Annotated in this window: 17 protein-coding genes and 1 pseudogene; 9 read left to right on the top strand and 9 right to left on the bottom strand. The window is 56.8% G+C overall.

Annotated features, from left to right (window positions below; genetic code table 11):
* Positions 1–10: 10 nt before the first annotated feature.
* From ACR0ID_RS00515 to ACR0ID_RS00505, 3 genes are read right to left on the bottom strand one after another with little or no spacing between them, the layout of a single operon-like run.
* Positions 11–625, bottom strand: coding sequence for a hypothetical protein (locus ACR0ID_RS00515; protein ID WP_480603854.1), 615 nt, complete (start codon positions 623–625; stop codon positions 11–13).
* 41 nt (positions 626–666) lie between these two features.
* A complete protein-coding gene (locus tag ACR0ID_RS00510; RefSeq protein ID WP_480603153.1) occupies positions 667–1,659 on the bottom strand; it encodes an alpha/beta hydrolase in 993 nt (330 codons plus the stop codon).
* Positions 1,659–2,408, bottom strand: a complete 750-nt coding sequence (locus ACR0ID_RS00505) for an alpha/beta fold hydrolase (protein WP_480603152.1) — start codon at positions 2,406–2,408, stop codon at positions 1,659–1,661. Before ACR0ID_RS00505 ends, ACR0ID_RS00510 begins: the two co-directional genes overlap by 1 nt.
* A gap of 194 nt (positions 2,409–2,602) precedes the next feature.
* Between ACR0ID_RS00505 and thrS the strand changes: the two genes are divergently transcribed.
* The 5 genes from thrS (at position 2,603) to ACR0ID_RS00480 (ending at position 7,288) form a co-directional block, all read left to right on the top strand.
* Positions 2,603–4,561: a threonine--tRNA ligase gene (gene thrS / locus ACR0ID_RS00500; RefSeq protein WP_480603150.1), complete on the top strand. Its 1,959-nt coding sequence runs from the start codon at positions 2,603–2,605 to the stop codon at positions 4,559–4,561.
* Between the two features lie 221 nt (positions 4,562–4,782).
* Positions 4,783–5,085 carry a BufA1 family periplasmic bufferin-type metallophore gene (locus ACR0ID_RS00495; protein ID WP_267365389.1) on the top strand — a complete coding sequence of 101 codons (303 nt, stop codon included), beginning with the start codon at positions 4,783–4,785 and terminating at the stop codon, positions 5,083–5,085.
* A 72-nt stretch (positions 5,086–5,157) separates the two neighbouring features.
* Positions 5,158–6,015, top strand: coding sequence for an MNIO family bufferin maturase (gene bufB / locus ACR0ID_RS00490; RefSeq protein ID WP_480603149.1), 858 nt, complete (start codon positions 5,158–5,160; stop codon positions 6,013–6,015).
* Entirely contained in the window at positions 6,012–6,773 is a 762-nt protein-coding gene (locus tag ACR0ID_RS00485; protein ID WP_480603147.1) for an HvfC/BufC family peptide modification chaperone, read from the top strand. The genes bufB and ACR0ID_RS00485 overlap by 4 nt, the downstream gene beginning before the upstream one ends.
* Positions 6,770–7,288, top strand: a complete 519-nt coding sequence (locus tag ACR0ID_RS00480; protein ID WP_480473462.1) for a DoxX family protein — start codon at positions 6,770–6,772, stop codon at positions 7,286–7,288. Before ACR0ID_RS00485 ends, ACR0ID_RS00480 begins: the two co-directional genes overlap by 4 nt.
* A gap of 1 nt (position 7,289) precedes the next feature.
* On the opposite strand, the gene ACR0ID_RS00475 is transcribed toward ACR0ID_RS00480, so the two are convergent.
* Together ACR0ID_RS00475 and ACR0ID_RS00470 are read right to left on the bottom strand one after the other, a co-directional pair.
* Positions 7,290–7,658, bottom strand: coding sequence for a hypothetical protein (locus ACR0ID_RS00475; RefSeq protein ID WP_480603145.1), 369 nt, complete (start codon positions 7,656–7,658; stop codon positions 7,290–7,292).
* A 41-nt stretch (positions 7,659–7,699) separates the two neighbouring features.
* The gene (locus ACR0ID_RS00470) at positions 7,700–8,017 is read right to left on the bottom strand and encodes an ArsC/Spx/MgsR family protein (RefSeq protein WP_480603144.1); all 318 of its coding nucleotides are present in this window, start codon (positions 8,015–8,017) and stop codon (positions 7,700–7,702) included.
* Positions 8,018–8,232: 215 nt separating this feature from the next.
* Between ACR0ID_RS00470 and ACR0ID_RS00465 the strand changes: the two genes are divergently transcribed.
* Positions 8,233–8,439 (top strand): cold-shock protein, encoded by a 207-nt coding sequence (locus tag ACR0ID_RS00465; protein ID WP_008758035.1) that lies wholly within the window; start codon positions 8,233–8,235, stop codon positions 8,437–8,439.
* 446 nt (positions 8,440–8,885) lie between these two features.
* On the opposite strand, the gene thyX is transcribed toward ACR0ID_RS00465, so the two are convergent.
* Entirely contained in the window at positions 8,886–9,794 is a 909-nt protein-coding gene (gene thyX / locus ACR0ID_RS00460) for an FAD-dependent thymidylate synthase (RefSeq protein WP_480473465.1), read from the bottom strand.
* Positions 9,795–9,970: 176 nt separating this feature from the next.
* Between thyX and ACR0ID_RS00455 the strand changes: the two genes are divergently transcribed.
* The 3 genes from ACR0ID_RS00455 to ACR0ID_RS00445 are packed head-to-tail and all read left to right on the top strand — an operon-like array spanning position 9,971 to position 11,807.
* On the top strand, positions 9,971–10,399 hold the full coding sequence (locus tag ACR0ID_RS00455; protein WP_209503395.1) for a VOC family protein: 429 nt from the start codon (positions 9,971–9,973) through the stop codon (positions 10,397–10,399).
* Positions 10,396–11,097 carry a DUF1194 domain-containing protein gene (locus ACR0ID_RS00450; RefSeq protein WP_480603142.1) on the top strand — a complete coding sequence of 234 codons (702 nt, stop codon included), beginning with the start codon at positions 10,396–10,398 and terminating at the stop codon, positions 11,095–11,097. The genes ACR0ID_RS00455 and ACR0ID_RS00450 overlap by 4 nt, the downstream gene beginning before the upstream one ends.
* The gene (locus ACR0ID_RS00445; RefSeq protein ID WP_480603140.1) at positions 11,094–11,807 is read left to right on the top strand and encodes a DUF1194 domain-containing protein; all 714 of its coding nucleotides are present in this window, start codon (positions 11,094–11,096) and stop codon (positions 11,805–11,807) included. Before ACR0ID_RS00450 ends, ACR0ID_RS00445 begins: the two co-directional genes overlap by 4 nt.
* On the opposite strand, the pseudogene ACR0ID_RS00440 reads toward ACR0ID_RS00445, so the two are convergent.
* The 3 genes and pseudogenes from ACR0ID_RS00440 to ACR0ID_RS00430 all read right to left on the bottom strand — a co-directional run bounded on the left by ACR0ID_RS00440 (position 11,808) and on the right by ACR0ID_RS00430 (position 13,029).
* A pseudogene (locus ACR0ID_RS00440) lies at positions 11,808–12,304 on the bottom strand (MarR family winged helix-turn-helix transcriptional regulator). It abuts the gene before it with no gap.
* A 78-nt stretch (positions 12,305–12,382) separates the two neighbouring features.
* Entirely contained in the window at positions 12,383–12,607 is a 225-nt protein-coding gene (locus tag ACR0ID_RS00435) for a succinate dehydrogenase assembly factor 2 (RefSeq protein ID WP_480476785.1), read from the bottom strand.
* A 29-nt stretch (positions 12,608–12,636) separates the two neighbouring features.
* A complete protein-coding gene (locus ACR0ID_RS00430) occupies positions 12,637–13,029 on the bottom strand; it encodes a helix-turn-helix domain-containing protein (protein WP_480473470.1) in 393 nt (130 codons plus the stop codon).
* Between the last annotated feature and the right edge of the window lie 55 nt (positions 13,030–13,084).

The raw sequence follows: 13,084 nt of genomic DNA, 5'->3' as shown, positions 1-13,084 counted from the left end.
AAGCGGAACGTCACGGATAGGCGATTGCCCGAAAAGCTGGAAAGTCCGCATAGCGGGACCGTCGTGAAGCGGCACTTTCCTCGGGCTCAGCGCCGGGTTTCAGCAGGCATCCGCGTGGCGCAATATAGCTGTCAATCCGGCGCTGCGGTTTAGGGCGCCACACCAGATTGAAAGCGCAGAGTTTCGGAAAGAACCAGATCTCGGAATAATCCAGGTGATCATGCATCCACCATGCCAGATCGCGCCAATCCCGGCCCTGCGCATACTGATCCGCGAACCAGGGGACAACAACAGACGCCCCGGCAATCCGCTCGTCCCCGGCTCCACGATCCCAGATGTGGCACTCCAACGGGTGATCATTCCGGGCACAGTTCAGTCTGTTTTCATTGCCAAACCTGTTCAGCGACGGCGAGCGATAGCCCGAGCGCACGGCGATCCTGCCAAAGGTCTCTTCCAGCGGGTCCAGCAGAGTTTCACAGAACGCACGTCCTGTCTCGATAGCCAGATCCGGATTGTCTGGAATGTTCTGTTTTTGGTGAAAGTTCCCGATCTCGGAATAGAGGAAATCGCGCATGAAGAAATACCGGGACAGACGAACGCGCCCTAAGGTCTCAAGGCTCCACATACTGCCCGGCTTACGCATCTTACCGCGACCCGAGGCCGCCATCATTCCACCCCCAGCCCTTTTAACCAATCCAGGATACCGGCCACAGCCGCGTCGGTCTGCCCTGGCGACATCAGGCGACCGGCAATAACATGAGATGACGGATCATCCTCGGGACCCATTGTCACCAGTTTGACGGATGCTGGCGCACCCCACGCTTCGGCGACCTCGTGTGTGCGGCCAGGGCGCACCACCTGATCGTTGTCCGAGAACCAGAACAGCACGGGCACAAGGGCGTTCGAGAAATCCAGCGCAAATACTTTCTCGACCAGAACGGACATCGGCACGACCGACTCCCATGGATAGATAGTAGACCAATATTTGTTCTTTTCCGGGTCCGGCCCCGATACATCGCGTTCGTCCCCCATCAGGACCGGTAACCAATCCCTCGCCCATGGCAAAGTGGGAATCCATGCCGCGGCCGTGTTGACCCCGAAATTCGGAGAGACAAAGACCATGCCGACAACATCTTCGCTGAGGCTGGCATCCAAAGCGGCGGCGGCTGCAAGCGTCGCACCGGTCGACGTTGAGATCACGATCACCTTGTCCCCAACAGCACGCGCGGCCGCCAATCCCTCGGCGGTGTCCTGCATCCAGCCCGAGGCAGTGCCTTCCGCCATGGCTGATCCGCTTCGCCCATGACCTTGCAGGCGTGTGTAAACCAGATTGGCCCCCAGCGCGTCTGCCACAAGGTCCGGCACTGGCCGGATTTCCTCGGAACTTGCTGAAAAGCCATGGATGTAAAGAACGGAATACGGGGTGCGCCGTTCGTTAAAGCCATCCTGCCAGATCACTCGTTTTTCGACACCCGGAACGATATAGTCAAACGCGGCTTCGGTGCTTTCGAAATAAACCTGTACGCCCTCACCAAACTTGCGCGGATCAAAGCTTGGGCTCAGGTTCACCTCTTCGCGCGGGCCAAACCAGTAGATAAGGCCGCCGATGACAATCAACGCAAGGAACAAGCGCCCCAGAAGCCATCCCAAACGCCGCATCACGCGTCTCCCAACACATCCAGAACCGCCGCCTCGATCAAGCCAAGACATGCATCATCCGAGAACCTGTGATCGGCATCCTTGACCAAAAGAAGCTGCATGTCCGGCCCTGTTGCGTGGTCCAGCAACCGAACGGCCGTTTCAGTCGAAACGGCCGTATCCGCTGTTCCCTGTAGGAAACGAACCTTGAACGGCAGGTTCAACGTGTCGCGCAGTACAAGGCGCTGCCGCCCATCTTCGATCATCCGTTTGGTGACGAAGTAAGGTTCCATGTAATCGGACGGCAACTCGACATGCCCGACAGTTTCCAGGGCGGCTTTCTGGTCATCGGTGAAGGATGCCCAATAGCCATCTTCCGTGAAATCCGGCGCGGCGGCGATCGTGACCATACCTGCAATCCGGTCCGGCAGGGCCTTGGCCAGCAAAAGCGCCTGCCACCCCCCCATGGACGAGCCGACAGCGATCAGCGGCCCCTTGGTCAAGGCATCGACCGCAGCGACAGTATCCTCATGCCAATCCCCAATGCAGCCATCCTTGAACGCGCCAGAGCTTTCGCCATGACCGGAATAATCAAACCGCAAAAAGGCCCGCCCCCGCGCCTGCGCCCAAGCTTCCAGATGGACTGCCTTGGTGCCTTCCATATCCGACATAAGCCCACCCAGAAAAACCAGGGTCGGCCCTGAGCCTTCGGTTTTGTGATAGGCCAGTTTTCGCCCTTGTGCTGTTTCCAGAAAATCCGTCGCCGCCATGAAACCCTCTTACGCTTTGGGGAACATCATGCACGGCAGCCCGTTGGTCGCAATTCCCGAATTCGGGGTGTCGTGGCGTCAGTGACCGTACCCTGCGACCCTTGACAGGAATTGCTGCACCTGCCACATCAGCCAGACGCAAATAACCCGCAACCGGGCGTTCAGTGGGCGCCAAACCGACGAGGAGAGCCGACATGGCCCTGGATTCAAAATCCGTCTCTCTCACTTTCCCAGATGGCAATGCACGTTCCTATGACGCAGGGGTTACGCCTGCGCAGGTGGCTGCCGATATTTCAAGTTCGCTGGCCAAAAAGGCCATCTCAGCCACCGTTGACGGCCAACACTGGGACCTGCAATGGCCCATCGAAGCCGATGCACAGATTGCCATCCACACCATGAAGGATGACGCGCAGGCCAACGAACTGATCCGCCACGATCTGGCCCACATCATGGCCCGCGCCGTGCAGGAAATCTGGCCTGCGACCAAGGTCACCATCGGCCCCGTTATCGAAAACGGCTGGTATTATGACTTCGACCGGGAAGAACCGTTCACGCCCGAAGATCTTGGTCTCATCGAGAAAAAGATGAAAGAGATCATCAACAAGCGCGACCCTGTCACCACCGAGGTTTGGGACCGCGAGCGGGCCATCAAGTTCTACAAGGCCAATAACGAGCCCTACAAGGTTGAGCTGATCGAAGCCATTCCCGGGGATGAGCCGTTGCGCATGTACTGGCACGGCCACTGGCAGGATTTGTGCCGCGGTCCGCATCTGCAACATACCGGTCAGGTTCCCGGTGATGCGTTCAAGCTGATGTCCATCGCCGGTGCCTATTGGCGCGGCGACAGCAACCGCGCGATGCTGCAACGCATCTACGGCGTGGCCTTCACCGGCAAGGAAAAACTGAAAGACCACCTTCATATGCTGGAAGAGGCCGCAAAGCGCGACCACCGCAAACTAGGCCGAGAGATGGACCTGTTTCACATGCAGGAAGAAGCCCCCGGTCAGATTTTCTGGCACCCCAATGGCTGGACCATCTACACCCAGTTGCAGGACTACATGCGACGTCAGCAGCGCAAGGGTGGGTATGTCGAGGTAAACACGCCGCAGGTTGTTGACCGCAAACTGTGGGAACGATCAGGCCACTGGGACAAATATCAGGAAAACATGTTCATCGTCGAAGTCGACGAGGAACATGCCCGCGAAAAGGCCGTCAACGCGCTCAAACCGATGAACTGCCCCTGCCATGTCGAGATTTTCAAGCAAGGCCTGAAATCCTATCGCGACCTGCCGCTGCGCATGGCCGAGTTCGGATCGTGCAACCGGTACGAACCCTCTGGTGCATTGCATGGCATCATGCGGGTGCGCGGGTTCACGCAGGACGACGCCCATATCTTTTCAACCGAAGAACAGATCGAGGCGGAGACCGCCGAATTCATCCGTTTCCTCAGCGTGATCTACAAGGATCTGGGGTTCGAGGATTTTTCGGTGAAATTCTCTGACCGTCCCGAAACCCGCGCCGGGTCGGACGAGGTATGGGACAAGGCAGAAGCGGCACTTTTGTCCGCCACCCGTGCCGCCGGGATCGAACCGGAACTGAACCCGGGCGAAGGTGCATTCTATGGTCCGAAACTGGAATTCGTTCTGACGGACGCCATCGGGCGTGACTGGCAATGCGGCACCTTCCAGGTCGATTTCGTTCTGCCCGAACGGCTGGACGCCACCTATATCGGCGCCGACGGGGCCAAACACCGCCCCGTCATGTTGCATCGCGCCACGCTGGGATCCTTCGAACGCTTTATCGGTATCCTGATCGAGGAACACGCAGGCAAATTGCCGTTCTGGCTGGCCCCGCGTCAGGTCGTCGTCGCGTCCATCACGTCCGACGCGGACGACTATGTCGCCAAAGTGGTCGAAACCCTGCGCGCGGCAGGTGTGCGGGCCGAGGCTGACATCCGCAATGAAAAGATCAACTACAAGGTCCGTGAGCATTCGGTCGGCAAAGTACCTGTAATTCTGGCCGTCGGTCACCGCGAAGTTGACGAGCGCACCGTAAGCGTGCGGCGACTGGGTGAAAAACAGACTCAGGTACAACCGCTTGATGTTGTAACAAAAGAGCTGGCACGCGCCGCCACCCCGCCAGATCTGCTGTAACAAACAGCACCATATCCAAAAAAATCCGACCCCTCCTATGGGGTCGGATTGTAACATTTCACCCTTTCTTCATCAAAAACAGTGTATTACGCTGCAAGGGGGCAGGCCGCCCCATGACGCGCTTGTGAGACACGGGCTCGTGAATTCAACTCTGCCCACCAAGCCACTACCTTTGTCATTGTCACAAGCAGACATACCCAGTCATCAAGAGGATTACCGAGATGTCGAAAACAGCTAAATCCCTGGTTATCGCAACCGCAGTCGCAGCCGCCGTATCGGGTGCCGCAACCACAGCAAGCGCACAGGCAAAAGAAAAGTGCTACGGTGTATCGCTGGCCGGCCAGAACGACTGCGCCGCAGGTCCCGGAACCACATGCGCGGGCACCTCGACCGTTGATTATCAGGGCAACGCATGGACCCTGGTTGACGCAGGCACCTGCGCTGACATCGAATTGCCTGCGGAAGCAAACGGCACACCGCGCAAAGGTTCGCTGGAAGCGCTGGAACGCGACCTGCCGGCATAAGATTGGCCTGACGATTTCAAGGGGCGGGCACCATCGCCCGCCCTTTCCCTTTCGTGATCGAGGAACTGGCCCATGTTGGATGACACCCACCGGTCAAACCGCCTGCCTGCAGCGCCGGGCGTAGGTTACAAACCGCAACATTTTGCTCAGATACTTGAACACGCACAGCCTGTTGCATGGCTGGAAATCCATGCCGAGAACTATATGGGCGACGGCGGGCGGCCCTTGGCGCAGCTGCGCCACCTCTCCGAAAAGTTCCCAATCTCGGTCCATGGCGTTGGCCTTTCCATTGGCGGTGAAGGCGCGCTGGACCCTGATCATCTGGCCCGGCTAAAACACCTGGTAGGCTGGCTGAACCCTGCAAGCTTTTCCGAACATTTGGCCTGGTCCACCCATGACAGCCATTTTTACAACGACCTGCTGCCCCTTCCCTTTACCGACGAAACTCTTGCGCGGGTTTGTGAACATATCGACCAGGTCCAGCACACGGTCGGGCGCCAGATGCTGCTGGAAAACCCGTCCAGCTATCTGGCCTTCGAGGAAAGCACCTGGTCCGAACCTGATTTCCTGAGGGAGATTGCCAGGCGCACCGGTTGCGGCTTGTTGCTGGACGTAAACAATGTCTTTGTCTCGGCCACCAATCTGGAATTCTCGCCGCAAAGTTATATTGACGCCTATCCGCTTGAAAAAGTGTCGGAAATCCACCTTGGCGGCCATGATGAGGATGAAGACGATCACGGTCATCCGCTGCTGATCGACAGTCACGGACGAGAAGTGGTCGACCCGGTGTGGACCCTGCTGGATTATGTGCTGGAGCGTTCGGGGCCAAAACCCATTCTGATCGAATGGGACACTGATGTGCCGGATTGGCCCGTTCTGCGAAATGAGGCCGTTCGCGCGCAATCCGCACTGGACCGGATACCGGTATGAGCGTTTCGCAATCTGAATTCCGCGCGGCCATGATGGATGCGTCAGCGCCCGTTCCCGGCGGATTGCTGGACGGTGGCGCGCGCCCCGCCGGTCGCCGGTTCAGCGTGTACCGCAACAATGTTGCGGTGTCGCTGACCGAAGCGATGCATCAGGCGTTTCCCGTGATTGCCAAATTGCTAGGGGCGCAGAACATGGATGGGCTGGCCGGGATTTTCCTGCGTCAACACCCGCCCTCCTCTCCTCTGATGATGTTTTATGGCGAGGCGTTTCCTGATTTTCTGGCCGGAATGCCCCAACTTGCCCATCTCGGATATCTGCCCGACGTGGCCCGGTTAGAGATTGCCTTGCGCAAGTCCTACCACGCCGCCGACAGCGAACCTGCACCGGCAGACGTTTTAGCGGTCGAGCCCGAGCAGGTCATGCAGGCCCGGTTGCAGTTTGCACCGGCCATGCAGGTGATCCGCTCGGACTGGCCCATTCACGCTATCTGGCGCTTCAACGTGGAAGCCGATGCCCCGAAACCAGATGCACGGGCCGAGGATGTGTTGATCACGCGCGCCGAGTTCGACCCGACACCCAATCCGCTTCCAGCGGGTGGTGCAGACTGGATCGCCTATATGCAGAACGGCGACACAATCGGCGGGGCATTTGAAAAAACGACTGCTGAACTGCCTGAATTTGATCTTGGAACCACTCTGGCGCTGCTTCTGAAGGGTGGTTCAATAACCTCTGTGACTATCGAAAGGCCCAAGACATGACTGCTCTGATCTCAACCTACAATAACACCATGGGAAAACTGGACTTTGCGTCTGGCTGGTTGACCCCTACGCTGGCACGGCTGGTCTTTGTTGCGGTTCTTCTGGTCTATTACTGGAACTCAGCCATGCTGAAGATCGACGGGTCGATCTTTTCGCCTTCGGCAGGTGCCTTTGGTCAGATTTTCCCCAAAGCGGCAGAAGCTGTTCTGTATGACGTGTCCCAAATGACGTTCTTCCAACGCATCGTCATCTTCATGGGAACGGTTGCCGAATTTGTGCTTCCGACGCTACTTCTGGTTGGACTGTTCTCGCGTCTGGCGGCTTTGGGCATGATCGGTTTTATCTGGGTGCAGACCCTTGTCGACGTCACCGGACATGGCGTGAAACTGGGCAGCCTGTTCGACGCGGCCCCGTCCCTGATGGATCAGCGCACGATGTGGACCTTCCTGATGCTGGTGATCGTCGTCAACGGCGCAGGTCCGATCTCACTCGACCGGATCCTGCGCCTTAAGTAACTTAGAAATGCGCCTTGGGCTGGTCCGGTTTTCCTGCGGCCATCCCAAGTAATCCGGCGACAGCAGCAAATGTGATCGGGAACATGGTGAAAACACCAAAGCCGAACGCGTAGTACATCGCGGCCGCTGACACCAGCAACAAGACCCCGGCAATCAACGCGCGCGCTGGCGCCATGGCCCCGCCCGCGATTGCCAAGAGGGGCGCGATAATCGAAATGGCTTGCACCAGATCAGGATTGTCGACCTGGCTTAGCATGCCTTCAATTTCACCGACATGGTCAACCACGACCACCTTCGCATAGCCGAAGAACCCGACGATCATGCCGATCAACCCGGCGATTACACCCAATAACATTGCGGCATTACGCATTGAAAATCCTCATTGTTGCTTTCAGGCAGATAGGCACTCGTTCAAGAAATGCCAAGCTGAGCACGGGTTTCAGCCGTCCAGCCCAACAACAGCCTGCCATCCGCTTCGATCAGTGGGCGTTTCATCAGGGCCGGATGCTCTCTCAAAAGCTCCAAAGGGGCCTTGGCACGCTGGGTTTCGTCCAATCCGCGCCATGTCGTTGATCTGGTATTAAGCAAGTCATTGCCGAACTCAGCAAAGGCCCATGACAGCAACGAATCCGGCACACCGTCGCTGCGTACGTCGAAAAACTTGGCGTCTGGCAGTGATTTCAATGCTTTGCGACAAGTGTCACAGTTTTTCAATCCATAAAGCTGCATGTCTTTGACGCTCCTGCCCTTGCTTCCTTTTTAGGCAATCTTGCCCGTTTCTTGCGGTTATTCTTGATTTTTTACTTCACCGTGCAATGTTGAAAAAGGCGAAACGCACGAATTGGACTGTTCAGCATGCGCTACGCAGTTTTTTTGTGTGGTGACGCTGACCACAGCCCCCACCAATTTGTGGGACAATGCGTAAGTAGAAGGAGACACGGGACATGCCAACCGGCACCGTGAAATGGTTCAATACCACCAAAGGCTATGGATTTATTGCCCCTGACGAAGGGGGCAAAGATGTGTTTGTACATATCTCGGCCGTAGAACGGTCCGGCCTCACCGGACTCGCAGACAACCAAAAAGTTTCGTACGAGTTGCAGGACGGACGCGACGGCCGCCAAATGGCAGCTGATTTGAAACCACTGTAACGACTTCCCGCTAAACACGCGGTAGATCATTAAGGATGACGGCCAATTTCCGGCCGTTATCCATCCCCCACCGGTTTCGTTCCATTACCCTCGCGCGGGCTTGGCGTCGGCGTGAGTGTTCTAGTTTTCGCCCATAGCCACGATGCAGGTTGTGCCTGTTGGGTAGGTGACAACCATTGTCCAGTCCCCGCGCTGACTTGCCCAGACTTCCATAACCTGTTCCGGCCCGCGAACACCTGATGCCACGCGACGAACTGACTTTCCAGTTTCTGGTGCAGCCGGGGCGTCAGTTCGCACAGAACCTCAGCTATGGGGATTTGGCTCGCACAGGTAGGGCAAAACCAAAAACCAGACATAACAGAGCAAGGTTCAAAAAGCGGGCCACGGAACCAATGTAACAATTCCATGACGACACGTATAGACAAAAGCTATGCAGCTTGTCGGTTCTATCTGCGAATGATCGCCTCGAACTCACGCCATTCACGCGCCGTCATCCCCGAGTTTTCCTGCGTGACCGCCTCTCCTGCCAGCATTCGTTGCAGGCTTTCGACCATCTGGGCAGACAGGTTTACCGCACCCAGCCGATAATCCTCGAACGCCTTATATGCAAAGGGCACCCAATCAGCGACGATCTTGCACATCGCCTCGGCATAAACGCGGATTTCATACTGAGCATGTGGGTCGGCACGCAGGCGCAGGAAGTGGAACAGATTATGCAGGTCCACCTTCCAATACCACTGCGTATAAACGTTTGCGGGTAGGTTCATGCGGGCCAGTTCACGGGCAAGCCCCTGTTGCCCGTCCTGGCTGATCATGGACTCGTAGTTGTCATAGCACCGCGTGCTGTCCGCCTTGAGGGTTTCCAATACGCGCGCGGCCTCTTCACCTTCCAACGTTGCCCCACGGCCCTGATTGTTCACTTCGGACTGTGCTGCCACATGTTCAGGGGCGGGGATATAGAACTCGCGATCCAGAATTGAATACCGTGCCGAGTATTCATTCACATTGGCGGTCCGGTGCCGGATCCACTGCCGCGCCACGAACACAGGCAATTTCACGTGCAATTTGACTTCGCACATTTCGAATGGCGTCGAATGCCAGTGCCGCATCAGATACCTGATCAGCCCCTCGTCATTCTGAACGGATTTGGTGCCTGTGCCGTATGAAACGCGCGCAGCCTGACAGATGGCGGCATCGTCCCCCATATAGTCGATCACGCGGACAAAGCCATGATCCAGAACCTGATGCGCTGTGTACAGGTGATCTTCCATTCCCGCCGAGACAACTCGACGCGTGGGATGCGATTGCGCGCGTTGCGCGTCGATCTCGGCCTGTTGATCAGGGGACAGCGGCATCGAATCTTCCTTTCTGGCAATGAGTCGCCTGCCACTATATATCGCCGATCCCGGCACAGGAACCGCGATATATGCCGCAGCGGACGCAAAAAACAAATTGCTGCCGAGGGCTCTATCGACACGTCGAGGAGGAGCGCTAAGCTCTTGGCAATGTGAGTCGAAAAAGGATGGCCGAAATGGCGTTGAAATATCTTCACACCATGGTCCGCGTGAAGGATCTTGAAAAATCCATGGCATTTTACGAGCTTCTGGGTCTGAAAGAAACACGTCGGTATGACAGTGAAGCCGGGCGATTTTCTCTGATCTTCATGGCCCCTCCCGGACAGGAAGACGCCCCGATCGAGCTGACGTACAATTGGGACGGTGATGACGAGTTGCCCGCCGACAGCCGTCACTTCGGCCATCTGGCCTACGGTGTCGACAATATCTACGAGGTTTGCCAACATCTTCAGAACAACGGTGTTACGATCAATCGCCCGCCAAGGGATGGTCGCATGGCTTTTGTTCGATCGCCCGACAATATCTCGGTTGAGCTTTTGCAGAATGGCGAAGCACTGGAACCAGCCGAACCCTGGGCCAGCATGGAGAGCAGTGGTCACTGGTGATCCGTTGGCTGATAGCGTTTGGGCTGGTCGTTCAGGCCAGCCCTGTCAAGGCCGAGCAATGCCGCTTGGCGCTGGCCTTGGCGATGGATATTTCCGTTTCAGTCGATGAGGCCGAAGATGTGTTACAGCGGCAGGGGTTAGCCGCCGCATTGATTGCACCCGAAGTGCAAGAGGCCTTCTTTTCTTCACCTATGCCGGTTGCCCTGGCGGTATATGAGTGGAGTGGCCGCTCAACCCAAAATGTCGTCCTGAACTGGACAATGATCGATGATGTTGGTGATCTGCTGTTCGCATCCAGCCAGGTCAGCCAATCCGCCCGATCTGACAGCGGATCAGCAACAGCTATGGGCTATGCGTTGGCATACGGTGCAACCCTTATGGAGCAAGCGCCGCAATGCTTGTTTCAAACTATTGACCTGTCCGGCGACGGCACGAACAACGATGGCTATGGGCCGCAGATCGCCTATCGGCACTTTCCCTTTCAAAACACTGTCGTGAATGGGCTTGTGATCAACGCAGCCGATTTCGAGGGAGAGCTTTTCCTGATCCCTTTCTTCGAAAATAGCGTCCTGCACGGGCCCGGCGCCTTTTTGGAAATTGCCACCGGGTTTGAAGATTTCGAGCGCGCCATGCGAAAGAAACTGAAACGGGAACTGAGCGGCTTGCAGATCGGTGCATTGCGGATTGAAGGCCCATGATACGTCGCGTGATTGTCTTTCTGGCTTGCCTGTTATCAGGACCTGCCTTTGGCGAATGCCGCCAGGCCCTTGCGCTAGGTCTGGATGTGTCGGGTTCGGTCGACAGCCGGGAATACAGACTGCAACTGGACGGGCTGGCGTCGGCCCTAAGCCGCCCTGAAGTTGGCCAGCTGATGTTGTCGGACGGCGCAACCTCCTTGCGTCTGGCGATTTTCGAATGGAGCGAGCGGGGACATGAACGGATGCTGCTGAAGTGGAAAGAAGTACGGTCCCCCGCCGACCTGATCGCAATCAGTGATCGTTTAATGCGAACCTCGCGCAGCGCAGCGCCGCAAGGAACGGCGTTAGGGTCGGCCATGTTATTTGGCTCTTCCCTGCTTGATCAGCAAAGGGGATGCTGGCGCCGTACGCTGGATCTGTCCGGCGATGGCAAACATAATCTCGGACCACATCCACGGGATGTGAAAGCCAGTTTGCGACATGATGGGATCACAATTAACGGGCTGGTGATCGGTGCCGACGATCCGAAAGAAGGTGATCGGAGATATGTTCAGGTCGGTGAACTTTCAGCCTATTATTCGGCCTGGGTCATTTTGGGGCCAAACGCGTTCGTAGAAGTGGCGCTGGGCTTTGAGGCATATGAAGAGACCATGACCCGCAAACTCCTTCGTGAGCTGGACAGCCTTGTTCTGTCTGACGCCCGCCACTGATCAATAGATATACCGTATCTGATCCGTCCAGTACCGTTCAACGCGACGCAGCGAACTTGTGATATCCTCAATGCCTTCAAGCCCAAGCACCCCCCTGCCTTGCAGGCCTTCGGCGTGACGTGCAAACAGCTTGGACACGATATTGCGGATTTCTCTGCCCTGCGGCGTCAGGCGTACGCGAACTGAACGGCGATCAATCTCGCATCTTTGGTGGTGCATATAGCCCATCTCAACCAGTTTCTGAGGTTATAGCTGACATTGCTGCCCTGGTAGTACCCACGGCTTTTCAGTTCGCCTGCCGTAACTTCGTGATCACCGATATTGAACAGCAATAACGCCTGAACCGCATTGATTTCCAATACGCCGACGCGCTCAAACTCGTCCTTGATGACATCCAGCAACAACCGGTGCAGACGCTCCACCAGGGCCAGCGCCTCAAGATAGCTGGTTATGAAGCCCTTAGTCTCTGGTGTGGAGACCTGCATTTCCATACTCATCCGACCCTCCAATTCAGTCGCGCTGTTTGACACACGATGAACCGAAAATCCGAAAAATCGGTTAAGCGGAACTTTGCCTTATTTCTGAAAGGTTTGCGCTATGTCTGCAACCAGGCTGGCAAATCGCGCCGGAGGCTGCACCTGCCCTGTAACCCATTGGTAAAGGTCCTGATCGTTTTCGTGCAACAGCGCATCATAGATATCCAGACCGTCGGCATCCATGTCGGCCAGATTGCGCCCAGCATAGGCTGACAGGATAATGTCCATCTCTTTGATGCCGCGTCGCATCGACCGCATTTGCATGCGCTTGATGCGCACATCCCGGGGCTCGCTCAATTCTTCTGCTCCAGCATCTGACGCATTTTCTTTTCCAGGCGGGCTGCGCGTTCGGAACATGCGCGCATCTCAGCGCGGATGGCGCGCAGTTCGGCCACGGCCGAGGACAGTTCCGTTCCACCTTCGCCCTCACCCACAGGTGCATCCATGCCGTCGCCCTCGCCGGTCAACAACCACATGATCGAGACATTGACCATGCCCGCCATCATCGACAGCCTGTTGGCCCGGGGTTCGGACAGATCGTTTTCCCAATCTGAAATTGTCGCCTTCTTGACCCCAAGACGCCGTGCCAGTTGCGCCTGTGTCATTCCCGCGGCTTCGCGTGCACCGGCCAGACGGTCTCCGAATGTCGCAGAATCCGGACCATACCAGTCGTTTTCATCATTCATTCGGGTCTCCAATTCACTTTATCTATACGGCTTGATCGTCACTCTGACGCACCCT

The sequence above is a fragment of the Ruegeria sp. AL2 genome (assembly GCF_056540845.1).
Note: the sequence above shows the minus strand (reverse complement) of the source record. Positions and strands in the feature narration are given on the sequence as shown.

What these genes read in the sequence shown, in the direction of transcription:
- ACR0ID_RS00515 (WP_480603854.1), bottom strand. Translation starts at nt 625, where the DNA reads ATGTGGAGCCTTGAGACCTTAGGGCGCGTTCGTCTGTCCCGGTATTTC.
- ACR0ID_RS00445 (WP_480603140.1), top strand. Translation starts at nt 11,094, where the DNA reads ATGATACGTCGCGTGATTGTCTTTCTGGCTTGCCTGTTATCAGGACCT.
- ACR0ID_RS00510 (WP_480603153.1), bottom strand. Translation starts at nt 1,659, where the DNA reads ATGCGGCGTTTGGGATGGCTTCTGGGGCGCTTGTTCCTTGCGTTGATT.
- ACR0ID_RS00480 (WP_480473462.1), top strand. Translation starts at nt 6,770, where the DNA reads ATGACTGCTCTGATCTCAACCTACAATAACACCATGGGAAAACTGGAC.
- ACR0ID_RS00475 (WP_480603145.1), bottom strand. Translation starts at nt 7,658, where the DNA reads ATGCGTAATGCCGCAATGTTATTGGGTGTAATCGCCGGGTTGATCGGC.
- ACR0ID_RS00465 (WP_008758035.1), top strand. Translation starts at nt 8,233, where the DNA reads ATGCCAACCGGCACCGTGAAATGGTTCAATACCACCAAAGGCTATGGA.
- ACR0ID_RS00495 (WP_267365389.1), top strand. Translation starts at nt 4,783, where the DNA reads ATGTCGAAAACAGCTAAATCCCTGGTTATCGCAACCGCAGTCGCAGCC.
- ACR0ID_RS00455 (WP_209503395.1), top strand. Translation starts at nt 9,971, where the DNA reads ATGGCGTTGAAATATCTTCACACCATGGTCCGCGTGAAGGATCTTGAA.
- thrS (WP_480603150.1), top strand. Translation starts at nt 2,603, where the DNA reads ATGGCCCTGGATTCAAAATCCGTCTCTCTCACTTTCCCAGATGGCAAT.
- ACR0ID_RS00505 (WP_480603152.1), bottom strand. Translation starts at nt 2,408, where the DNA reads ATGGCGGCGACGGATTTTCTGGAAACAGCACAAGGGCGAAAACTGGCC.
- thyX (WP_480473465.1), bottom strand. Translation starts at nt 9,794, where the DNA reads ATGCCGCTGTCCCCTGATCAACAGGCCGAGATCGACGCGCAACGCGCG.
- ACR0ID_RS00470 (WP_480603144.1), bottom strand. Translation starts at nt 8,017, where the DNA reads ATGCAGCTTTATGGATTGAAAAACTGTGACACTTGTCGCAAAGCATTG.
- ACR0ID_RS00435 (WP_480476785.1), bottom strand. Translation starts at nt 12,607, where the DNA reads ATGCAAATGCGGTCGATGCGACGCGGCATCAAAGAGATGGACATTATC.
- bufB (WP_480603149.1), top strand. Translation starts at nt 5,158, where the DNA reads ATGTTGGATGACACCCACCGGTCAAACCGCCTGCCTGCAGCGCCGGGC.
- ACR0ID_RS00430 (WP_480473470.1), bottom strand. Translation starts at nt 13,029, where the DNA reads ATGAATGATGAAAACGACTGGTATGGTCCGGATTCTGCGACATTCGGA.
- ACR0ID_RS00485 (WP_480603147.1), top strand. Translation starts at nt 6,012, where the DNA reads ATGAGCGTTTCGCAATCTGAATTCCGCGCGGCCATGATGGATGCGTCA.